At 72.4% G+C, this 20,561-nt stretch carries 17 protein-coding genes and 1 pseudogene; 10 read left to right on the top strand and 8 right to left on the bottom strand.

The features are described 5' to 3' along the window. Positions 1 to 96: 96 nt before the first annotated feature. Positions 97 to 360 (top strand): GlsB/YeaQ/YmgE family stress response membrane protein, encoded by a 264-nt coding sequence (locus tag ABZ624_RS30080; RefSeq protein ID WP_360095748.1) that lies wholly within the window; start codon positions 97 to 99, stop codon positions 358 to 360. Positions 361 to 368: 8 nt separating this feature from the next. Here the strand turns inward: ABZ624_RS30080 and ABZ624_RS30075 are convergent, their stop codons facing one another. Both ABZ624_RS30075 and ABZ624_RS30070 read right to left on the bottom strand, forming a co-directional pair. After that, on the bottom strand, positions 369 to 1,145 hold the full coding sequence (locus tag ABZ624_RS30075; protein WP_360095745.1) for a GNAT family N-acetyltransferase: 777 nt from the start codon (positions 1,143 to 1,145) through the stop codon (positions 369 to 371). 40 nt (positions 1,146 to 1,185) lie between these two features. After that, the gene (locus ABZ624_RS30070) at positions 1,186 to 1,557 is read right to left on the bottom strand and encodes a MerR family transcriptional regulator (RefSeq protein ID WP_360095742.1); all 372 of its coding nucleotides are present in this window, start codon (positions 1,555 to 1,557) and stop codon (positions 1,186 to 1,188) included. Positions 1,558 to 1,617: 60 nt separating this feature from the next. On the opposite strand from ABZ624_RS30070, the gene ABZ624_RS30065 reads away from it, so the two are divergent. Beyond that, positions 1,618 to 2,850, top strand: coding sequence for an MFS transporter (locus ABZ624_RS30065; RefSeq protein WP_360095739.1), 1,233 nt, complete (start codon positions 1,618 to 1,620; stop codon positions 2,848 to 2,850). Positions 2,851 to 2,962: 112 nt separating this feature from the next. On the opposite strand, the gene ABZ624_RS30060 is transcribed toward ABZ624_RS30065, so the two are convergent. Continuing rightward, positions 2,963 to 3,817 (bottom strand): GNAT family N-acetyltransferase, encoded by an 855-nt coding sequence (locus ABZ624_RS30060; protein ID WP_360095736.1) that lies wholly within the window; start codon positions 3,815 to 3,817, stop codon positions 2,963 to 2,965. 136 nt (positions 3,818 to 3,953) lie between these two features. Between ABZ624_RS30060 and ABZ624_RS30055 the strand changes: the two genes are divergently transcribed. Continuing rightward, a complete protein-coding gene (locus ABZ624_RS30055) occupies positions 3,954 to 4,916 on the top strand; it encodes an SDR family NAD(P)-dependent oxidoreductase (protein WP_360095733.1) in 963 nt (320 codons plus the stop codon). A 309-nt stretch (positions 4,917 to 5,225) separates the two neighbouring features. Here the strand turns inward: ABZ624_RS30055 and ABZ624_RS30050 are convergent, their stop codons facing one another. Next, a complete protein-coding gene (locus tag ABZ624_RS30050) occupies positions 5,226 to 5,885 on the bottom strand; it encodes a chaplin (protein WP_360095730.1) in 660 nt (219 codons plus the stop codon). A gap of 275 nt (positions 5,886 to 6,160) precedes the next feature. Here ABZ624_RS30050 and ABZ624_RS30045 point away from each other — a divergent pair, with 275 nt between their 5' ends. Beyond that, a complete protein-coding gene (locus tag ABZ624_RS30045) occupies positions 6,161 to 7,795 on the top strand; it encodes an alpha/beta hydrolase (protein WP_360095727.1) in 1,635 nt (544 codons plus the stop codon). A 129-nt stretch (positions 7,796 to 7,924) separates the two neighbouring features. Beyond that, positions 7,925 to 8,449 carry a DUF4232 domain-containing protein gene (locus ABZ624_RS30040; protein ID WP_360095724.1) on the top strand — a complete coding sequence of 175 codons (525 nt, stop codon included), beginning with the start codon at positions 7,925 to 7,927 and terminating at the stop codon, positions 8,447 to 8,449. Here ABZ624_RS30040 and asnB read toward each other — a convergent pair. Together asnB and ABZ624_RS30030 are read right to left on the bottom strand one after the other, a co-directional pair. Next, complete coding sequence (asnB, locus tag ABZ624_RS30035; protein ID WP_360095721.1) at positions 8,442 to 10,283, bottom strand: asparagine synthase (glutamine-hydrolyzing); 1,842 nt, start codon at positions 10,281 to 10,283, stop codon at positions 8,442 to 8,444. The two genes, ABZ624_RS30040 and asnB, sit on opposite strands and share 8 nt — an antisense overlap. A gap of 282 nt (positions 10,284 to 10,565) precedes the next feature. Continuing rightward, entirely contained in the window at positions 10,566 to 11,345 is a 780-nt protein-coding gene (locus ABZ624_RS30030; RefSeq protein ID WP_360095719.1) for an alpha/beta fold hydrolase, read from the bottom strand. A 155-nt stretch (positions 11,346 to 11,500) separates the two neighbouring features. On the opposite strand from ABZ624_RS30030, the gene ABZ624_RS30025 reads away from it, so the two are divergent. Further along, entirely contained in the window at positions 11,501 to 12,595 is a 1,095-nt protein-coding gene (locus tag ABZ624_RS30025; RefSeq protein ID WP_360095716.1) for a chemotaxis protein, read from the top strand. 99 nt (positions 12,596 to 12,694) lie between these two features. Beyond that, positions 12,695 to 12,849, top strand: a pseudogene (locus tag ABZ624_RS30020) (inositol 2-dehydrogenase); the annotation flags it as partial. A 259-nt stretch (positions 12,850 to 13,108) separates the two neighbouring features. Here ABZ624_RS30020 and ABZ624_RS30015 read toward each other — a convergent pair. Next, on the bottom strand, positions 13,109 to 13,525 hold the full coding sequence (locus tag ABZ624_RS30015) for an SsgA family sporulation/cell division regulator (protein WP_360095713.1): 417 nt from the start codon (positions 13,523 to 13,525) through the stop codon (positions 13,109 to 13,111). A 346-nt stretch (positions 13,526 to 13,871) separates the two neighbouring features. Here ABZ624_RS30015 and ABZ624_RS30010 point away from each other — a divergent pair, with 346 nt between their 5' ends. Continuing rightward, positions 13,872 to 15,290, top strand: a complete 1,419-nt coding sequence (locus ABZ624_RS30010) for a SpoIIE family protein phosphatase (RefSeq protein WP_360095710.1) — start codon at positions 13,872 to 13,874, stop codon at positions 15,288 to 15,290. Between the two features lie 62 nt (positions 15,291 to 15,352). Here the strand turns inward: ABZ624_RS30010 and ABZ624_RS30005 are convergent, their stop codons facing one another. Beyond that, on the bottom strand, positions 15,353 to 16,846 hold the full coding sequence (locus ABZ624_RS30005) for a hypothetical protein (protein WP_360095707.1): 1,494 nt from the start codon (positions 16,844 to 16,846) through the stop codon (positions 15,353 to 15,355). A gap of 335 nt (positions 16,847 to 17,181) precedes the next feature. On the opposite strand from ABZ624_RS30005, the gene ABZ624_RS30000 reads away from it, so the two are divergent. Beyond that, positions 17,182 to 18,327, top strand: coding sequence for an aminoglycoside phosphotransferase family protein (locus ABZ624_RS30000; RefSeq protein ID WP_360095704.1), 1,146 nt, complete (start codon positions 17,182 to 17,184; stop codon positions 18,325 to 18,327). Between the two features lie 264 nt (positions 18,328 to 18,591). Beyond that, complete coding sequence (locus tag ABZ624_RS29995) at positions 18,592 to 20,559, top strand: N-acetylmuramoyl-L-alanine amidase (RefSeq protein ID WP_360095701.1); 1,968 nt, start codon at positions 18,592 to 18,594, stop codon at positions 20,557 to 20,559. Positions 20,560 to 20,561 lie beyond the last annotated feature (2 nt).

Here is a 20,561-nt window from a genome sequence, read left to right as displayed (position 1 = left end):
CCGGATGAACAGAAAGTCCCGGCAATAAGCGGAGCGGACTGGCTCCGCCCACAGCGGGCAGATGATGAGCGGGAAGGACGATGAAAAGGGGTGGACATGGAGATCTCGGGCATCATCAGCGCCATCGTCATCGGGCTCGTCATCGGCGTGCTGGGGCGCCTGGTCGTCCCCGGACGCCAGCACATCGGCATTCTGTGGACCATCGTGGTCGGCATCGTGGCCGCGCTGCTGGGCTCGGCCATCGCCGCCGGGTTCGGCGTCGCCAACACCAAGGGGCCCGACTGGATCGAGTGGTTCATCCAGATCGCCCTGGCCGCGGTCGGCGTCGCGGCACTGGACCGGGCCCGGATACGCCACTGACGCCGGCATCAACTCCCGTACACGTAGGGGGTCGTGGTGCTCAGCGCGTGGAAGCCGAGGCGCTTGAGGACCGGGCGGCTCATGGGTGAGGCGTCGACCTGGAGGTAGCGGCAGCCGTGGGCGGCGGCGACGCGGGCACGGTGGGCGACCAGGGCTCGGTAGACGCCCCGGCCCCGGAAGGCCTCGACGGTGCCGCCGCCCCACAGCCCGGCGAACGGGGTGCCGGGCACCAGCTCCATCCGGGCGGCGCTGACGGGCTCGTCCCCGGCGAGGGCGACCACGGCGACGACCGTGCCGGGGTCGGCGGCCAGGCGGGCGAGCAGCCGGTGCCGCAGCCGGGTGCCGTCGGTGCCGAACGCTTTCTCGTGGACGCCCACGACGAGGTCGACGCCGGCCGGGTCGGTGACCCGCACGATCCGGATGCCCGGGGGCGGTTCGGCGTCCAGGGCGAGCCGGTCGGTCTCGCCGATCAGCAGCGTCTCCTCGGGCTCGGCCAGGAATCCGGCGGCGGCGAGCCGGGCGCCGAGATCCTCCGGCCGGTCGTGGCCGTAGAGCTTCCATTCGAAGTCGCGGCCGAGGCCGGTGAAGTGGGCGATCTGCTCCCGGATCACCCGGTCCGCACTCCTCCGGTCCAGGTCGGACCAGAGCACGCCGTTCCACCCGTACGGGTCCGCGACCTGGCGCACGACCGCACCGGCCCGCTCGATCCGGGCACCGGGGCCGTCGGGGGTCGCGTTCTCACGCATGTCACGGTCGTAGCGGGCGAGCACTGCCGAGTGATCCATGAACCCAGCTCAGCAGGGACACTCCGGCCGGGCAAGGCGATTACCGGGTGTCCGGCAGTACGGCGGCCAGGTAGGCGCTGAGCCGGTCGCGGTTGCGGGCCAGGCAGTCGATGCGGGACTGGATGCGCTGGATGTGCCTCTGGAGCAGAGCGGCCGTCTCGGGGGCCACGCACTCGGCGGGCGGGTGGAGTTCGCCGGGGCCGCAGAGGTACGGCAGGATCGCGCGGATCATCTCGGTGGTCAGGCCGGAGTCCAGCAGGCCGCGGATCTGCTGGACATCGGCGACCGCGGACTCCGGGTAGCTGCGATAGCCGTTGGCGGCACGTTCGGGGTGGAGGAGATCCTGTTCCCCGTAGTAGCGCAGCAGGCGGGTGGGGACACCCGTGCGGCGTGAGAGTTCACCGATCCGCATGTCTGCCTCCCCGTTCCCTGCTTGACCTTCACACTGATGTCAGGCTCCGACCATGGTCGCATGACCGTGTCCTCCACTTCTTCCCAGGTCAAGGGTGGTGCGCTGCCGTGGTCGGGGCTGCTGGCCCTGTCCTGCGCCGCGTTCACCGCCGTCCTCACGGAACTCCTGCCGGCGGGCCTGCTGCCCGTGATGGCAGCCCCGTTGGGGGTCGCCGAGTCCCGGATCGGTTTCCTGGTCACCGCCTATGCGGCGGCCTCCTTCCTGGCCGCGGTGCCGGTCACCGCGGCCCTGCGCGGGCTGCCACGGCGGCCGGTGCTGTGCGGCGCCCTGCTGGGTTTCGCCGTCAGCAACGCGCTGGTGGCGCTGTCGTCGTCGTACCCGCTCACGTTCGTGGCGCGGCTGCTGGCCGGTGCGATGGGCGGCACGCTGTGGGCGATGCTGGCCGGTTACGCGGCCCGGATGGTGCCGGCCGAGCGGCGCGGGCGGGCCATCGCGATCGTGCTCGCCGGCATCACCGTGGCCCTGGCCCTCGGAGTGCCCGCGGGGACCGCGCTCGCCGGGGCGGTGGGCTGGCGGGCGGCCTTCGGGACGCCGGCCGTGCTCGCCCTGTTGCTCGTGGCCTGGATACGGCTGCGGCTGCCCTGCTTCCCCGGCGAACCGGCACACGCGCGCGTGCCGCTCGTCCGGGTCGCGCTGCGCCCCGGGATCCGGCCGGTGCTGTCGGTGACCCTGTTCCTTCTGGTGGGACACCAGGTCATGTACACCTACGTCGCCCCGTTCGCCCGGCATGCCGGGTACGGGCGTACGGGCCTGCTGCTCGCGCTGTTCGGAGCGGCCACGGTGGCCGGGATCTGGGTGACCGGAGCGCTGATCGACCGGTATCCGCGCGTCACGCTGCTCGCTGCGCTCGCGCTGTTCGCCGGGGTGCTGCTGGTGCTGGGCCTGGGCGCGCGGGCGCGTGTGCTGCTGGCCGGGGCGGTGGCCCTGTGGGGCGTGGCCTTCGGTGGGGCGCCGACACTGATCCAGACCGCGCTGGTCCACGTCTCGGGGCCGGCCGAGTCCGATGTGGCGACCTCGTTGCAGACGACGGTCTACAACGCGGGCATCGCCGCCGGTTCCCTCACCGGCGGTGTGGCCTTGGACGCGCTGGGCGCCGGGGCCTTGCCGTGGACCGCGCTGGTACCGGCCGTCCTGGCGCTGGCGACGGTCGCGGCGGGCCGGCGGTATGCCTTCCCACCGCGGCGGCACGCCGTTGCCCCGGCGGAAGAGGCGCTGACCGAGCCGGTGCCGTAGCGCTCCGCTCGGCGGGCCGCGCTGTGCCGTCGGCCGTCCGCGGCGCCGTCGCGGCTGCTCGCTCCCCCATCGCGGCGGAGCCGTATGTCGAACGCGGCCCCGCCCCCGCGCGTCAGCCGAGTTCGAGCGTGGTGACGCCGAACACGCGGTCCTGGGCGTGCGGGCGGACGGGCCCGGTGTACATGCGGGCGGTCTCGAACGAGGCCCGGAATCCGGCCTGTTCGGCGAGCGCGACGCCGGCCGCGTTCGGCTCGGGCACGTCGATGGCGACCTCGCGTCCGGCGACGTCGGCCGTGAGGGCGGCGAAGAGGGCGCGGGCGTCGTCGGCGGTGTCCGCGAAGAGGGGTCCGACGCGCAGGGTGTCCCGGCCGGGGCGGAGCACGCCGTAGCCGGTGAGGCGGGCGCCGTCGTGGCGGACGAAGGCCCGGTGGCCGGGGCCGGTGAGCCACTCGGCGAGGAAGCGCGGACGGTCGGCCGGGGAGCAGGCGCTGTCGTAGGCGGTGATCGCGGCGAGGTCGGCGGGACCGGCCGGACGGACGCCCGCGGGTGTCTCGCCCCGCGGTGCGGTGCCGGTGAACCGGATGGTGCGGTACGCGAGTTCGAAGCCGGACTGGCGGTAGTTGTCCTGCTGGGCGACGACGCCGTCCAGGCCGACAATACGGTCGCCGGCGTGGGCGAGGGCGGTCTTCCAGGTGGTGAGGCCGTGGCCGTGGCCGCGCAGGTCGGGGCGGACGAGGTAGCAGCCCAGGAAGGCGTAGTCCGCGCCGTAGTTCACGACCGATATGGCCGAGACCGGCTCCCCGTCGATCCGGCCGAGGAAGAACCCGTAGGGGTCCTGCGCGAAGAACGCGGGTCCGTCGGACAGTCCGGGATTCCAGCCCTCCGCCGCCGCCCATCCGGCGATCACCGGCCAGTCGGTGAGGGTGGCCTGCGTGACGACGAGGTCGTGGGGGGCCGCAGAGGTCATCGGTGCGCTCCATTTCGTCGGGACCGGACTGCCGCACCGCATCCTTCCGGATCAACGGGGGCCGCGCCACGGCAAGATCAGCCGTTGGGCGGGCACGGCTTGACTTCGAGCACACTCCAATTCGTAGCGTTCGCGCATGAGCACTGCACAGCACAGGATCGGATCCGGTTTCGGCGCCACCAGCACCGCCGACGACGTCCTGCGGGGCATCGACCTGACCGGAAAGCTCGCCCTGGTCACGGGCGGTTACTCGGGCATCGGCCTGGAGACCACCCGCGCGCTCGCCAAGGCCGGCGCCCACGTGGTCGTGCCCGCCCGGCGCCCGGCCACTGCCGAACAGGCGCTGGCCGGCATCCCCGGGGTCGAACTGGACGAGCTGGACCTCGGCGACCTGGAGAGCGTGCGCGGCTTCGCCGAGCGGTTCCTCGCCTCCGGACGGAACATCGACATCGTGATCGACAGCGCCGGGATCATGGCGTGCCCGGAGACGCGGGTGGGGCCCGGCTGGGAGGCCCAGTTCGCCACCAACCACCTCGGTCACTTCGCCCTCGTCAACCGTCTGTGGCCCGCGATCGCGCCGGGCGGTGCCCGAGTCGTCTCCGTCTCCTCCCGTGGCCACCACTTCTCCGGCATCCGCTGGGACGACATCCACTGGCGGCAGGGCTACGACAAGTGGGAGGCCTACGGCCAGGCCAAGACCGCCAACGTCCTGTTCGCCGTTCAGCTCGACAAGCTAGGCCGCGACGCCGGCGTCCGCGCCTTCGCCCTGCACCCCGGCGGCATCATCACCCCGCTGCAACGGCACCTGCCCAAGGAGGAGATGATCGAGCGCGGGTGGATCGACGAGGACGGCAACGTGCTCAACCCCGAGGGCTTCAAGACCCCGCCGCAGGGTGCGGCCACCCAGGTGTGGGCGGCGACCTCGCCGCAGCTGGACGGGCTCGGTGGCGTCTATCTGGAGGACTGCGACATCGCCGAACTCACGCCGGAGGGCGACGAGCGCGTCGGCGTCAAGGACTGGGCGATCGACCCGGAGCAGGCGGCTCGGTTGTGGCAGCTGTCGGCGGAACTGACCGGCGTCGACGCGTTCGCCGCGTAGGACTTCCCGCCGGCCGAGGGCAGTGGTCACCTCGCGGCCGGGCGGAAGCACGGTGTGCACCGGACGGCTCAGGAGTGAGCGCATTCCGCAGGGGGAACGCCGTCGCGGCGGTGAACAGGCCCACCGGGAATCCGCCGGCGTACACCACGAGAGCCCGGCGCGCCGGGCGTGGCAGGGCGCCGTCGCTCGGGTATGCCGTCATGCCGTCCGTCACTTGAGCAAGTCAGCGCGCCTCTGTGGCACCGCTGGAAGGTGCGGACCCCACCGGGCCGGTGTCCGGTGGGGCCCGCCCTTTCCAGGGGTGGCGGGTCAGCTGGTGTGACCGGAGCGGAAGCGGCGGTAGAGGGCCGTGCCCGCGAGGAGGAGCGTGGCGCTGCCGGCGATGGCGGGGGCCGTCACGTCCATTCCCGTGTGGGCCAGCGCCGCCGACTGCGTGACGGGGTGTGCACGCGGGCTGGGACGGTGCTTCGTGGTGGCGGGTGGCTTCGGGGCCGGCGTGCGCGGACGGCGGGGGGTGCCGGGCGCCTCGCCGTTGACGGACTGGTTGCCCTCGGCGGGGTTGCCCACTCCGACCACGTTGACGCTGTTGCCGCTGACGTTGACCGGCAGGTCGACGGGGAGCTGGATGTCGTTGCCGGACAGCCCGCCGGGCGAGCCCTGCGCGCCACCGTGGGCGGACGCCCCGCGCGACGCGGACGACCCGCTCGTGCCGGTGCCGCGGTTCGCGCAGGCGTTGCCGGCGGCCGGATTGAGCAGCCCCAGCACGTTGGCGGTGTTGCCGCACACGTTGACCGGCACGTGTACCGGGAGCTGGATGCCGTTTCCGGAGATCAGCCCGGGCGAGCCGGCCGCGGAGCCGTCGGCGCCCGCGCCGTCGGCCGCGAAGGCGGCGGACACCGGCAGCGCCAGGGCCATCGCCCCGGAGGCGGCGGCGACGGCGATCACACCGTTTCGGGTAGCCCGTCTCATAGGTTCCCTGCTTTCCAGACGTCGTCGCGGGCACTCACCCGCATCTCATACAACGCAGGCGAACCATCCGAGTTATGGCTTATCGGTCTTTCACCCCGTCGAGCGACACTGTTATCGAACTGCATGTAAAGCCGCTCAATGATCGCCAACAGACGCGAAGGGTACGGCACCGGGCGCCGTCCCGCTCGTCCGGAGGCGGGCCCTGCGGAGCCCGCTTATGGTGAGTCGAGGGCGCCGGCCCCCGGTCCGCGACAGGCGTCCCGGGAGGCGATTCGATGCTGGCCAAGCTGTCCAGACGGCCCGCCGTGCGGCGTTGCGCGGGCGCCGGGGCCCTCGCCCTGGCACTCCTCGGAGCCGGGCTCCCCCGGGCCGGCACCGACCGGCCGCAGCCGCAGCCCGACCTGTCCCGGTTCTACCGGCAGAAGGTCACATGGGCGGCCTGCAAGGGCCCGGACATGCCGAAGGACCTCCAGTGCGGGAAGGTCACCGTGCCGCTCGACTACGCCCGCCCCCGCGCGGGCACCCTCGACCTGGCCCTGGCCCGCTATCGGGCGACCGGGAAGTCGCAGGGCTCGGTGCTGCTGAACTTCGGTGGTCCGGGCGGTGCGGGCATACCCGAACTCGCTTCCGGCGGCAAGGAGTACATGGACCTGACCAACGGCTACGACGTGGTCACCTTCGACCCGCGCGGCGTCGGCCGGTCCTCCCCCGTCAGCTGCGGCGAGGGCAGCGACGAGGCCGCGGCCGCGACGGGCGGCCACGCCGACCTCGCCCATCCGCGGGCGCTGCTCACGAAGTTGCGGAAGGCCGCCGACGAGTGCGCCCGGCACTCCGGCCCGGTGCTGCAGCACATCGGCACCGTGAACGCCTCCCGCGACCTGGACGTCATCCGCCAGGCCCTCGGCGACAAGAAGCTCAACTATCTCGGTTTCTCCTACGGCACGCGGCTCGGCGCGGTGTACGCGGCACAGTTCCCGGACAAGGTCGGCCGGCTCGTCCTGGACGGCGTGGACACCCTGACCGAGTCGCTGGCCGAGCAGGGGGTGGCCGGCGCGCAGGGGGAGCAGACCGCGCTGGACGATTTCCTGGACTGGTGTACGACGGACGTCGCCTGTCCGTTCGGCCAGGACCGGCGCGCGGCCGGAGACCAGGTGACCGGGCTGGTCCACTCGCTCGACGAGAACCCGGTCCCGATGGACTTCGGCGGCACGTTCTCAGGACAGGACCTGGTGGGCGCCATCGGCCAGGCCCTGTACAGCAAGGAGCTGTGGCCCGCCCTGGAGCGCGCCCTGGCCTCGCTGACGGAGGACGGTGACACGCGTGGCGTGCTGAACTTCGCCGACGGCGGCGCCGCTCCGCCCCGCGGCAAACACCCCGGTAAAGACCCCGGGAAACACGCGGAGAACGGCGGTCTCGTCGATCCGCAGAACGTTCCGTCCGACAACCTGGCGTCCGCGCTGATGGCGGTCGACTGCGCGGACGACCCCGACCGGCCCGACGCGGACCGGCTCACCCAGGACCTCAGGAACCTGGGGCCGGCGTACGAGGAGGCCTCGCCGGTCTTCGGCCGTTACCGGCTCGCCCAGCTGCTCATGTGTTACGGCCGGCCCAAGGGCACCGACTTCATCCGCGACCGGGTGAAGGACGTCCACTCGGCGAAGATGCTGCTCGTGGGCACGCGCGGCGACCCGGCGACGCCGTACCGGTGGACCGTGGAGACGGCCGCGCGGCTCGGCCCGTCGGCCGTGGTGCTCGACAACAAGGGCGACGGCCACACCGGGTACGGCTCGTCCAGGTGCGTCCACCGGAAGGTCGACGACTTCCTGCTCTACGGCACCCTGCCGCCGAGCGGCAGCTCCTGCCCGGCGAACGGCGGCGACTGGAGCAGCAGCGCGACCACCGCCAACTGATGACGGCGGCGACGCAACCGGGTAACAGGTGCGAATCCGGCACAACCTCTCCCGCATCCCGGCCGTCACACTGGGCAGGCGTGCTCAGGCCGCCGCATCCCGTACGTGACCACGACAGGGGGAGCCACCATGCGCATCCGCGCCGCCGTCGCCGTACCCGCCGCCTCCGCCGCCACGGCGGTCCTGCTGCTGACCGCGCCGCAGAGCCAGGCCGCCACGGACCCCGCCCGGCCCGTCCGCTGTGCCGACAAGTCGCTGGCGGTCCGGGCGAAGGCCGTGGCCGGCGACCCGACCGTGGTGCGCATGAGCGTCACCAACCGCGGCACCCGCGCGTGCGTCGTCGACCGCGTGCCCACGGTGACCTTCGGGGATCTGGACGGCGCCGCCCTGCCGACACCGAAGGGCGGCACCGGCGACTACCGGCTCGCGGCGGGCCGGACCGCCTACGCCGACGTCCGCACCATCGGCGACCCGGCGGACCCCGAGGCCCGCCGGGTGGACACCGTGACCGTGGCCGCCTCGGCCGCGCAGTGGGGCCGCTCCTTCACCGCCGCGCGGCTCGGCACCGGCAGGCAGGTTCTGGTGTGGGAGCCGGTGACGACGTGGTGGCTGGCCACGGCGGCGGCCGCGGACCGGGCCGTCGGCCTCAGCTGAGCGTCACCTCGGGGGTGTAGAGCTCCAGCCACTGTGCGAGGTCCAGGGCGCGCTCCAGGCCTCGCCGGGCCACCTGGGTGCTGACCGGCTCCTCGCGTTCGGCGGCCCGCCTGAGCCCGTCGCGGTCGACGAGGTCGAAGACCTGGTGGGAGGGCCGGGACAGCAGCTCCTTGGCCTGTTCCTGGAGGGCACGGGCGTACTGCGGGTCCTGTGTGGACGGGTAGGGGCTCTTGACCCGGTCGTACACCGAGCGCGGCAGGACGTCCGCGGCGGCTTCCCGGAGCAGGCTCTTCTCCCGGCCGTCGAAGGACTTGAGCGCCCAGGGGGCGTTGTAGACGTACTCGACCAGCCGGTGGTCGCAGAACGGCACCCGGACCTCCAGGCCGACGGCCATGCTCATCCGGTCCTTGCGGTCGAGCAGGGCGCGGACGAAGCGGGTGAGGTGCAGATGGCTCATCTGCCGCATCCGGTACTCGAAGTCGCTCTCGCCGTCCAGCCGGTCGATGGCGGCGACGGCGGTGCGGTAGCCGTCGGCGGCATACCCCTCCAGGTCCAGGGAGGTGCCGAGGTCGGCGCGCAGCACCTCGGCGTCGTCGCCCATGAGCCGGCGATTGCTCGCCAGCCAGGGGAAGGTGTCGGCGCGGCGCGCCTCCTCGTCGAAGAACTGCACGTAGCCGCCGAAGACTTCGTCGGCGGACTCGCCGGACAGGGCCACCGTGGACTTCTCGCGGACGGCGCGGAAGAGCAGCAGCAGCGAGGTGTCCATGTCGCCGAAGCCGGCCGGCAGGTCGCGGGCGCGGATCACCTGCTCGCGCACGGCGGGGTCGGCGAGGGACTGTGCGTCGAGGACGATGTCCTGGTGGTCGGTGCCCGCCAGTTCGGCCACGTCGTGCACGAAGGGCGTGTCGGGGGTGCGGCGCAGTTCGTCGGCGACGAAGTTGTCGGTCTGGCCGACGAAGTCGACGGCGAAGCTGCGCACCTTCTCGCCCTGCTCGCCGAGTTGCCGGGCGGCGATGGCGGTCATCGCGGAGGAGTCGAGGCCGCCGGAGAGCAGGGTGCAGCGTGGGACGTCGGCGACCAGCTGGCGGCGCACGATGTCGTCGAGCAGCGAGCGTACGGTGGCGACGGTGGTGTCGCGGTCGTCGGTGTGCGGACGGGTCTGGAGCCGCCAGTAGACGCGGGTGGAGAGGCCGGAGCGGCCGACGGTGACGACCGTGCCGGGTTCCACCTCGCGCATGCCGTCCCAGATCGCGTGTCCGGGCGTCTTGACCATGACGAACAGTTCCCGCAGCCCGTTCATCGCGACCCTCCGGCGGGCGAGCGGGTTGGCGAGGATCGCCTTGGGCTCGGAGCCGAACAGGACGCCGTCGGGGGTGGGGTAGTAGTAGAACGGCTTGATGCCCATGCGGTCGCGGATCATCACGAGCTTGCCGTGGCGGCCGTCCCAGACGGCGAACGCGTACATCCCGTTGAGCCGTTCGGCGACCGCGTCCCCCCATTCGAGGTAGCCGCGCAGCACGACCTCGGTGTCGGAGTCGGTGGTGAACCGGTGGCCGCGGCCCTCGAGTTCCCGGCGCAGCTCGGTGAAGTTGTACGCCTCTCCGGAGTACACCAGGGCGACGGCCCCCTCGGCGGTGTCGAGGGACATCGGCTGCCGGCCGCCGGGGAGGTCGATGATCGCGAGCCGGCGGTGTCCGAGGGCGGCCGGGCCCTGGACCCAGGTGCCGCGGTCGTCCGGGCCGCGGCAGGCCATCGTCTCGGTCATCGCATGCAATGTGGGGGCCTCGGTGGTGAGGTCACGGTCGAAGGAGACCCACCCGGTGATGCCGCACATGCGCTACCTCCTGCCTCCGGCGCGAGACCGACTCCCCCGCTCACCTCAGCTTTCCCAGGTGAACCAGGGACCGGCCCGCAAACCAGTTGTATCTAGCACCTATATGACCAGCCTCCGGCAGTTGCCCGAGGCAGTCAACGCGCCGGTAACACGGACAGCTTCCCCCGCCCTCATGAATTCGGCCGTTTTTTGCTCGCGCGAGATCCCGCGCGGCCCACACCACCGGGCCGGTGCCGCGCGGAACCGGCCACGGGCAAAAACTTCCTCAAACGCCGCAAGAAGTCAGACCTTGTCGGTCACGAATCGATCCAGTACGGCGGTCAGCTCGGCCGGCTTCTCCAGCGGCAGTTCATGGCCCGCGTCGAGGATGCGCACGACCGCGTCCGGGTAGGCCTTGGCCATCCGGAGCATCTGCCGCACCGGCAGCTGGACGTCGTGGTAGCCGTGCACCATCAGGGTGGGGGTGCGGATCTCGCCGGCCCGGTCCAGCACGTCGAAGGCACGCATCGCGCCGTACAGCGTCATCACGACCTCGCGGGGGGTCGCGGCGGAGGCGCGGAGGTGCGCGCGAATCTCCTCACGCGGATAGCCGGGCGCGAAGGCGCGCTGGATGTTGGCGGCGACGAACAGCCTGTACGGCACGAGGGTGGAGACGGCCATGAGCAGCCCCCGGCCGCGGCTGTACGCCATCCGGCCGATGGAGCCCACCAGCGCCATCCGCTCCACCCGCCCGGGCTGGGCCAGGGCGATGGTCTGCGCGATCATCCCGCCCATCGAGTGGCCGACCAGCACGAACCGTTCGACCTTCAGGTGATCGAGCAGGGCGAGGACGTCCTGCGCCAGCTCCGCGATGGTGCGCACCCCGGCCCCGGTGCTCTCGCCGTGCCCGCGCAGGTCCAGCCGGATCACCCGGCGCCCCGGCGAGAAGTGCGCGATCTGGTGATCCCAGCGGTGCCGGTCGGCGGTCCAGCCGTGGACGAACACGAGGGGCACCTCCAGTGCGTCACGGGGACCCTCGTCGTCGTACGTCAGGGCCGCTCCGTCGAGTTCGAGCTGCGGCATGTCAGGCCTCCGGGGTGCGCCGGGATTCGGTTACTGGCCGGTACGGTAACGGTCCGCAGGCAGTCGCGTCACCGTGGTGCGGCAGAGAGACCCGCGGACCTTCGTTCCGGATTACCCCGAATGCCGGACATGTGAATCGGACCTATCGTGCTGTCATGGAGCACGCACTGAGTCCCGCGACCCTCGCCGAACTCCGGCGCCCGCGTCCGTATCCGGCGGTGTCGGTGCTGACCCCGACACACCGCCGCGAACCCGAGAACGGCCAGGATCCCGTCCGGCTGCGCAATGTGGTCAGCGAGGCCCGCAGACGCCTGGAGTCCGACCCCGCCGTCACCCGTGAGCGGCGCAACGAGGTGGTGGCGCAGCTCGACCGGGCACTCGCGGAAGTGGATCTGGCACACGCCGAGGACGGCCTGGTGATCTTCGCCGCGCCGGGAGAGCACCAGGTGTGGTCCCTGGCCCGCACCGTCCCCGAGCGGGTGGTGCTCTCGGACACCTTCCTCACCCGCAACCTGGTCGCCGCACAGGCCGCCGGACGCCCCTTCTGGGTGCTGTCGGTCTCCGCGGACCACGTCACCCTGTGGAGCGGCGGCGACGACCGTGTGGTGCAGGACCGCTCGGGCGGCTTCCCGCTGGAGCGCCGACAGGAGAACTTCGACCCCGAGCGCCAGATGCGCACGGGCGGCCTGCCGAGCACCTTCAGCGACGAGGGCACCCGGCAGTTCCTGCGCGAGGCGGACACCGCCATGAACACGATCCTGCGCGACCAGCCCCGGCCGCTGTACGTCACCGGCGAACAGGCGGCGCTGTCCCTGCTGGACGAGGTCGGCAGCGTCGCCAAGTCCGCCGTCCACGTCCCGCACGGCGGCCTCGCGCACGCCGGTCCCGAGGCGGTGTGGCAGGCGCTGCGGCCGGTACTGGAGGCCGAGGCCCGCAAGGACACCACGGACGTGGTCCGGGAGCTGACCTCGGCCCGCGGTCACCGGACCTTCGCGGCGGGTCTGGACGAGCTGTGGCAGAGCGCCCGCGAGGGCCGGGTCCGGCTGCTCGCCGTGGAGGAGAACTTCCGGCCGAGCGTCCGCGGCCTCGGCGAGCATCTGGTGCCGGCCGAGCCCGGTGATCTGAACGCCCGCGAGGACATCGTGGACGAGCTCGTCGAGCAGTGCCTGGAGACCGGCGCGGACGTCCGCTTCGTACCCGACGGCATGCTGGGTGACGCGGACGGGATCGCGGGGGTCCTGCGGTACTGAGGCCCGCTGCGGCAACCGGTGCCCCGACGGGGCACCTTGAGGAAGCGCTCTCTCGTCGGCGTACGCCACCGCCGTCATCGCCGGCGAGGGGGAGCGCACATGGGCGACCTGCTGGGAGTGGCGGTGCTGGGCGCCGGCCACCTGGGGGCCGACCCTGTACGACGGCTCGACCAGGTGGTCAGCCGAGCCAGGGCCGCGGCGGTGGCCGACCCGATGCCGAGCGGGCCGAAGAGGCCACGGCCGGCCTCGCCGGGGTCACACCAGCCGCCGTGTGTCCAGGGCGGGATGACGATCACCGGGAACTCCCCGGCAGTTCCGGCGGGCGGCGCCGGCGGGGGCACGTGGTCGAAGTCCTTGGTCGCGGCAGCCGCCGCCGTCGTGCGTGGGCCGGCGCCGCACCCGCCGCCGCGGAGGCGCCGAGCCCTGCGAAGCCTCTTCTGCTGCTCGGGGTCATCGGCCCCGACCCCGTCACCGGAGTGGCCCTGCGGCACACCGCGCGCCAGGGTGCCCGTCTCACACCCCGCCGAACAGGGCGCTCAACCCCCGCTCCACCACCCCGGCCATGTCCTCCTGTCCGGCCGCCACCACCGTGTAGGTGCGCAGCAGGAAGAGGCGCAGCGCCGAGGCGGGGAACTGCAGCAGGGCCAGGCCCTGGGGCGAGTGGAACTCCACGACGGTCCGGGTGCGGCCGTACGGCCATATCTGCACGTCCCCATGGCCGGCCGGGGCCCGCAGCCCCTGGTCGAGCAGGGAGCGCGCGAAGATCCAGGTGACCTCCTCGCCCTCCAGCGCGGCATCGGCGGGGAAGTCCACATGGACGGCCAGGGGGTCTTCCGTGGTGTAGCGCAGTGTGGCCGGCACGGGGATCTCCAGGTCGTCGGCGGTGATGAGCCGGGCCTGGGCGGGCTGTTCGACTGTGATGGCGTCCATGCCCTTATGGAGTACTCGGGGGCGCCTCGCATGCCGCCAAATCCGGTCAGAGTTCGACGTGTACAAGACGATCGGACCATGTGCGAACACGCGAGCGACGAACACCCGACTGGGTGTCGGCGAAAAACGTCCGCAATGAGGCAAGTCCCGTAGCTTGTCTACGACTTGAACCGCCGGATGCGTACATCATTCGTGCGCCGGGATCACTCCGGGAAGACTCTGGCATATGCCGAAAGCACCACCGTATCGTGTGTTGCCAAATCCCTTACGGGGCGTCGCGGGCTGTGCGAGAGTCGTAACGGTCCCCCGTCTTCCCCGGCCGTACCGTCCCCCATCGGAGTGCGTCATGCCGTCCCCAGTCTCCGCGGACCACCCAGCCGCCCAGCCACCCGGACGCGGCTCGGTCGAGGCGTTGATCACGCAGACGCGACGGCTCAAGGGCGACGTGGACGCCGTACGGCGGGACACCCAGAACGACGGTGCGGACCCGGAGGAACGCTGGCAGCGCGCCCTGTACGACCTCGCACTGCACCAACTGGAGGACCTGGACGCCCACTTGGCCCAGCTGCGGGACGGCCCCGAGGCCGCGCCCGCCGCCCCTGCCGAACCGGTCGAGACGCCTGCCGACCCGGGCGGCTCGCTGCTCAGCCGGGTCGGCAGCGCGGAGTGGAACCTGCTCACGGACGAGGCGACCTGGTCCGGGGAGCTGTACCAGATCCTCGGCCTCGCCCCGGCCGCCCCCGCCCTCACCCTGGACGAACTGCCCTCACTGGTCCTGGAGGAGGACCGGCCGAAGGTGACCGCAATGGTCACGGACTGCCTGGTCGACGCCAAGCCGATCGACGGCGAGTTCCGGATCGTCCGGCCGGACACCTCCGTGCGGACCGTGCACATGATGGGCGAGCCCGTGCTCGGCACCGACGGCAGCACGACCTCCATGTGGGCCGTGCTGCGGGACGTCAGCGAACTGCGCCGCTGCAGGCGGACGGTGCACGAGACCAGTGACTCGCTGCAGCGCCACCGCCGGCAGGAGCAGACCGAGCACCGGATCGCGGCCGAGCTGCAGGAGGCCGTGCTACCGCCCTGGCGCGGCTCCCTGCGGCTCCCGCACCAGGGGCCACGCGCCCTCGACCTCGCCGCCCGCCGTCTGACCGCGACGGCGACCACGCCGCTCGGCGGTGACTGGTACGACGCACTGGAACTGTCCGACGGCGAGACCCTGCTCAGCGTCGGCGATCTCACCGGGCACGGGGTGGCCGTCGCCACCGGCATGGCGACGCTGCTCGGCGCCGTACGCGGCATGGCCCTGGCCGGCGCCCAGCCCGGTGAACTGCTCGGCATGCTCAACCAGTTACTGGATGCCACCGTGCAGCCCGCCCTCGGCAGCGCCGTCTGCTGCCGCTACCGGCCCGCCACCCGCACGCTGGTCTGGGCACAGGCAGGACACCCCGCCCCGCTGCTGTACCGCGACGGGACGGGGCGCATGCTGAACGCACCGGACGGCGTCCTGCTCGGCGCCACCTCGGGCGCCGTCTACGGGCAGGCCGAGGCGACCCTGAAACCCGGTGACCTCCTCCTGCTGCACACCGACGGGGTGGTGCCCGGGCACAGCTCGGCCGACGCCGTGGACCGCCTGCTCGGCCTCGCCCCGCGGTTCGACGCGGCGCGCAGCGCGCAGGACTGCGTACGGACGGTGGTCGAGGAGTTCGGCGGAGCCGGACGCGAGGACGACGCGTGCCTGCTCGTCGCCAAGGTCACCGCATGAGCTGAACGGTGCGGTGGGTGAGGTGGTAGGCAGACCGGCGCACAGGCCCCTGGCCCGTGCGCTCACACCTGTGCGCTGCTGCCGCCCTTGCCTCTCGGCTTCGGCAGGGCGAGCCGGATCTCCTCCCGCAGTTCGTGGATCTTCGGATAGCCGGCGTACTCCGCGGTCAGCCGGTACATCTGGCGCAGCCGGTCCCAGGTGCGCCGGGAGGAGTTCGAGCCCATCGACATCAGGGCCAGCCGTGCGTAGCGGGCGGCCTGTTCTGGATCGTCGGCGATGAAACAGGCCGAGGCCATGGACAGATGGTCGAAGATCTTGGACCGCTCCCGGCCGTCGACGCGCAGGGCCAGGGCCTTCTCCGCGTAGTGCTGGGCGTGCACGGCCGCGCCCGGGTCGAACTCGGCCAGTGTGCGGTAGGCGAGGGCCTGCATGCCGTAGAGGTCCTCGTCCTTGAAGGTCTGCATCCAGTCCGGTGTCCGCGCGTCCTGCCGGTCGGAGACGAAGAGGTCCTCCGCCTGGCCGAGGGTGCGGCGCATCGCCTGGCCCTTGCCCATCGACGCCTGCGCCCAGGCCTCGATGGTGTGGAACATCGCCTTCGTGCGCGGCTGCAGACCGTCGCCGGCGCCGGACTGGGCGAGCTTCATCAGGTCCAGTGCGTCATCGGGCCGGCCGAGGTGCACCATCTGCCGGGCCGCCCGGGACAGGGCCTCACCGGCGCGCGGCCGGTCCCCGCCCTCGCGGGCCGCGTGGGCGGCGATGACGAAGTACTTCTGTGCCGTGGGCTCCAGGCCGACGTCGTGCGACATCCAGCCCGCGAGGACGGCCAGGTTGGCGGCGACGCCCCACAGGCGTCGCTGGAGATGGGGTGGGTGGTGGTAGGCGAGCATGCCGCCCACCTCGTTGAGCTGGCCCACGACCGCCTTACGCTGAAGCCCGCCGCCACGGGCCGCGTCCCAGGCACGGAACACCTCGACCGAGCGCTCCAGTTCCTCGATCTCCTGTGACCCGATGGGGGCGGCCTCATAGCGGTCGAACCCAGCGGGGTCGGCGTGCAGGGGGTCGTCCAGGACGGGGGCGTCGGCCTTCAGGGCCGGGTCGGTGTGCAGCCAGTCGTACATGGCGCTGCTGAGTGTGGATCCCGCGGCGAGCGCGGCACCCGCGCCCACCAAGCCGCGTCGGTTGAGCATGAGGTCCATTCCCGTGAATTCGGTGAGGACCGCAGCGGTCCGTTCGGGCGCCCACGGCACGCCGTCGGGATGTTCCTCGATCCCGTCGCCCTGCCGTTTCCCCGCACGCCCGTGCCGCACCAGACCGAGGTCCTCGATGGTCACGACACGGCCGAGACGCTCGGTGAACAGAGCCGCCAGCACCCGCGGTACGGGATCGCGCGGGATCTCTCCCATGTCGATCCACCGACGGACCCGGGAGGTGTCGGTCGACAGCTGGGGGTGGCCCATGGCCGCCGCCTGCTTGTTGACCAGCCTCGCGAGTTCACCCTTGGACCAGCCGGCCAGGCCGAACAGGTCCGCAAGGCGGGTGTTGGGTTGTCCGCTCACGTCAAGCCCCCAGGTTCTCGGCTGAGTTGACAGTAGCCCGGTGGAGGTTGCCGGGCGACTATTCGCCAGGGTTCGCCAGGGTCCGCCAGATGGTGTGCCACGGGACATCGGGTGTCGAGTAGGAACGCGCCACCCCGACCCGGTCGCAGCTCGGCCTCGTCGGGCTGTCGGATGCACTCCCCAGGGTGCACCCGTGCGGCCGGGCCGGGCAGGCGCACGCTCGCAGTGCATGCGATCGGAGTACGGGCTCCTGGAGCGACCGGCCCCGCGCATGTGCGCCGAGCAAGGAACCACCAGGCAGGCACCGCAGGCACACGAAGGGATCTGTATCTCCCATGTACGCAGCATCGTCCTCCGTGTCCGCCCCGCCACGGCCGCTGCGCTCCCGCCCGGCGGGCGGCGGACCCTACCTCGACCCGGTGGCGCGACCGGGCGGACCCGTGCCGGTCGCGGGCCGGCCCCGGCGGGTGCCGGGCCAGCCCGGCACCCCACCGCTGAGCGGGAGAGTCGACTTGTCCGGCCCCCAGGGCGCGCAGCTGCGCACCGCGATCGCCTCGGTGCACCGGATCTGTCCGGAGTTCGCTCCGGTGCAGGTGCTGCGGCGCAGCGGACGGTCCGTCCTCCTCGTCGGGACGACGGGGCGCAGCACGGCCGTGGCCAAGTGTCTGCTGGACCACTCGCCGGCCTGGGCCGAGCGGTTCCGCCACGAGATAGCCGCATACCGCTCGTTCGTCCGGCACCGGCCACCGGTCCGTGTGCCCCGGCTGATCGCGGCGGATCCGGACAACTGCACACTGGTGATCGAGCGTTCGCCGGGCCGGGTGGCGGCGCTGCAACGGCATCCGGTCGAGGCGCCGCCCCGCGCGGACATCCGGGCCGCGCTCGGCGCGATCTGCCGGGTGAACGCCTGGCGGCCCCCGGCGGGCACGTTCGAGAGGCCGCTGGACTACGGCGTCCGGATCTCCCGGTATCACGAGCTGGGCCTGCTCACCGACCGGGACCTCGGCGACCTGCAGAAGCTGCTGCACGGCATCGCCCACGAGGTGGGCCGCCACGGCATGCTCCAGTTCAACCACGGCGACGCCCTGCTGTCGAACATCCTGCTGTCACCGGCCGGTCCAGTGCTGGTGGACTGGGAGCACGCGGGCTGGTATCTGCCGGGGTACGACCTGGCGACGCTGTGGCTGGTCCTCGGGGACGCGCCGGCGGCCCGGCGGCAGATCAGCCAGATCGCCCAGTCGGCGGGCCCGGCCTCCCGGGACGCCTTCCTGGTGAACCTGATGCTGCTGCTGACCCGGGAGATCCGTACGTACGAGACGGCCGTGCAGCGTTCGATGCACGACGCGGCCCCGGCGGCACACGGCCCGGCCCTCCCCGGTGCCGCGCCGTCCGGCGAGGAGCAGCGGCTGCTGCTGAGGCGGCTGCACGACGACTGCCAGATGGCCCGCAGGGCCGTCCGCGCGGCGGTCGGCACTCGCTGAGAAAGAAGCACGGAGGTCCGCGGTGCGCCAGAGCGGCGGCGCACCGCGGACCTTCGTGTGTCCGGGGCTGCGGGACGTCACTGGCGTACACCGGTGACGCCCCGCAGGCCCGCGCACCGCCACTGCGAAACTCGCCGAAATCCCTCCGTGCCAAGGCAAATCCCCGCTGTGACGGCATCATTGACGGATCGTCGGCAAGCCGGTACCACTGACCCAGCTCGGCGCCGCACGCCCCGCCACGCCCGCCCGGCACAGGAGGCCGCATTGCGAGGTTCCGCCACCGACCCCACGTCCACACCCGGCCACAGACACCTGCGGCGGGCTGCCGTCCCCCTGGCCTCCGCGGCCCTGCTGCTGCCGCTGCTCGGCGCGGCCCCCGCCCCGGGTGCCTCGGACTCCACCGACCAGCTGCAGCAGGCGTTCGCCGCCGCGGCGGCCGACTACCACGTGCCGCAGAGCGTCCTGCTGGCCGTCTCCTACCTCCAGTCCCGCTGGGACTGGCACGCGGGCGCGCCGAGCGTGACCGGCGGCTATGGCCCGATGCACCTCACGGACGCCCGGACCGCGCTCGCCACCACGGAGCACCTCGCCGAGGGCACGGGAGACGCCCGTGGCGACACCGCCCGCGCCGCCCTGCACCCCGACGTCAAGGTGCCGGCCGCCTCGACGCTCCCGCCCCGCCTGAAGACGCTCCCGAAGGCGGCGGAGCTGACCGGTCTCCCGGCCGGGAAACTGCGCACCGACCCGGCGGCGAACGTGGCCGGCGGTGCCGCCCTGCTCGCCGCCGCGCAGCAGGAGCTGGGCGAGCCGCTGAGCGCCGACCCGGCCGACTGGTACGGCGCGGTGGCCCGGTTCTCCGGCGCCGACGACACGGCGACCGCAGCGGCGTACGCGAACGACGTGTACGACGTTCTGCGCACCGGCGAGGAACGCACCACGGACGACGGCCAGCTGGTCGCGCTCGCCGCCCAGCCGGGGCTGACCGCCGACACCACCCAGCTGAAGCGGGCCGGCCTGCGCACGCTGCCCACGGACGGCGTCGAGTGTCCGCGGTCGGTGTCCTGCGAGGCGGTCTGGGCGCCGTACGCGCAGTTCGGGAACGACGACTACGGCAACCACGACCTCGGTGACCGTCCGGTGTCGCAGCGCATCAAATACATCATCATCCATGACACGGAGGGCGTCTGGGACGGGGTGCTGCACCTGATCCAGGACCCCACCTATGTGTCGTGGAACTACACCGTGCGCTCCACCGACGGGCTGATCGCCCAGCACGTCAAGGCGAAGGACGTGGCCTGGCACGCGGGTAACTGGGACATCAACGCCCGGTCCGTCGGCATCGAGCATGAAGGTTTCCTCGCCGACCCGGACGCCTGGTACACGGAGGCGATGTACCGGTCCTCGGCACGGCTGGTGAAGTACCTGGCCGGGAGGTACGGCATCCCGCTGGACCGGCAGCACATCCTGGGCCACGACAACGTGCCCGGTCCGACCACGTCCACCATCCCCGGCATGCACACGGACCCGGGCCCGTACTGGGACTGGCGGCACTACTTCCAGCTGCTGGGCCACCCGTTCAGGCGCACGGCCGGCAGGTCGGCCGGGCTGGTGACGATCCTGCCGGACTACGCGGCGAACCAGCCGGCGTACACGGGCTGCACCACCGGCGGTGCCGCGTGCCCGGCGCACGGCTCCAGCGAGGTGCGCCTGTACACGGACCACGACGTGAACGCGCCACTGGTCAGGGACATCGGTCTGAAGAAGGACCCGACCACCGACGTGAACGACCTGTCCTCCCGGGTGTCCACGGGCCAGCAGTACGTGGTGGCCGACCGCTGGGGCGACTGGACCGCGATCTGGTACCTGGGCCAGAAGGCCTGGTTCCAGAACCCGCACAAGGCGCCGACGGCGGTGCCCGCCAGGGGGCTGGTGATCACACCGAAAGACGGCCTGGCGAGCGTCCCGGTGTACGGCCGCGCCTACCCGGAGAAGGAGGCCTACCCGGCGGACGTCCCCGCCCAGTCGGTCGTCCCGCTGCCGTACACGATCCCGGCCGGGCAGGAGTACGTGGTCGGTGACACGGTGCCGGGCGAGTACGACTACTCGGTCACCTTCACCACCGACTCGCACCGGGTCGTGGTGGGCAAGGACCTGTACTACGAGATCCAGTACGGCCACCGGGTCGCCTTCGTCCGCGCCGCGGACGTGACCCTGGAGGGGTCGGCCGGCTAGCC

The organism is Streptomyces sp. NPDC007205 (genome assembly GCF_040634095.1).
In the GTDB taxonomy this organism is placed as follows: domain Bacteria; phylum Actinomycetota; class Actinomycetes; order Streptomycetales; family Streptomycetaceae; genus Streptomyces.
This window is presented reverse-complemented; position numbering and strand designations above follow the sequence as displayed.

What these genes read in the sequence shown, in the direction of transcription:
- ABZ624_RS30060 (WP_360095736.1), bottom strand. Translation starts at nt 3,817, where the DNA reads ATGACCTCTGCGGCCCCCCACGACCTCGTCGTCACGCAGGCCACCCTC.
- ABZ624_RS30080 (WP_360095748.1), top strand. Translation starts at nt 97, where the DNA reads ATGGAGATCTCGGGCATCATCAGCGCCATCGTCATCGGGCTCGTCATC.
- ABZ624_RS30030 (WP_360095719.1), bottom strand. Translation starts at nt 11,345, where the DNA reads ATGCCGCAGCTCGAACTCGACGGAGCGGCCCTGACGTACGACGACGAG.
- ABZ624_RS30075 (WP_360095745.1), bottom strand. Translation starts at nt 1,145, where the DNA reads ATGGATCACTCGGCAGTGCTCGCCCGCTACGACCGTGACATGCGTGAG.
- ABZ624_RS30070 (WP_360095742.1), bottom strand. Translation starts at nt 1,557, where the DNA reads ATGCGGATCGGTGAACTCTCACGCCGCACGGGTGTCCCCACCCGCCTG.
- ABZ624_RS30000 (WP_360095704.1), top strand. Translation starts at nt 17,182, where the DNA reads ATGTACGCAGCATCGTCCTCCGTGTCCGCCCCGCCACGGCCGCTGCGC.
- asnB (WP_360095721.1), bottom strand. Translation starts at nt 10,283, where the DNA reads ATGTGCGGCATCACCGGGTGGGTCTCCTTCGACCGTGACCTCACCACC.
- ABZ624_RS30040 (WP_360095724.1), top strand. Translation starts at nt 7,925, where the DNA reads ATGCGCATCCGCGCCGCCGTCGCCGTACCCGCCGCCTCCGCCGCCACG.
- ABZ624_RS30025 (WP_360095716.1), top strand. Translation starts at nt 11,501, where the DNA reads ATGGAGCACGCACTGAGTCCCGCGACCCTCGCCGAACTCCGGCGCCCG.
- ABZ624_RS30050 (WP_360095730.1), bottom strand. Translation starts at nt 5,885, where the DNA reads ATGAGACGGGCTACCCGAAACGGTGTGATCGCCGTCGCCGCCGCCTCC.
- ABZ624_RS30045 (WP_360095727.1), top strand. Translation starts at nt 6,161, where the DNA reads ATGCTGGCCAAGCTGTCCAGACGGCCCGCCGTGCGGCGTTGCGCGGGC.
- ABZ624_RS30015 (WP_360095713.1), bottom strand. Translation starts at nt 13,525, where the DNA reads ATGGACGCCATCACAGTCGAACAGCCCGCCCAGGCCCGGCTCATCACC.
- ABZ624_RS30010 (WP_360095710.1), top strand. Translation starts at nt 13,872, where the DNA reads ATGCCGTCCCCAGTCTCCGCGGACCACCCAGCCGCCCAGCCACCCGGA.
- ABZ624_RS30055 (WP_360095733.1), top strand. Translation starts at nt 3,954, where the DNA reads ATGAGCACTGCACAGCACAGGATCGGATCCGGTTTCGGCGCCACCAGC.
- ABZ624_RS30065 (WP_360095739.1), top strand. Translation starts at nt 1,618, where the DNA reads ATGACCGTGTCCTCCACTTCTTCCCAGGTCAAGGGTGGTGCGCTGCCG.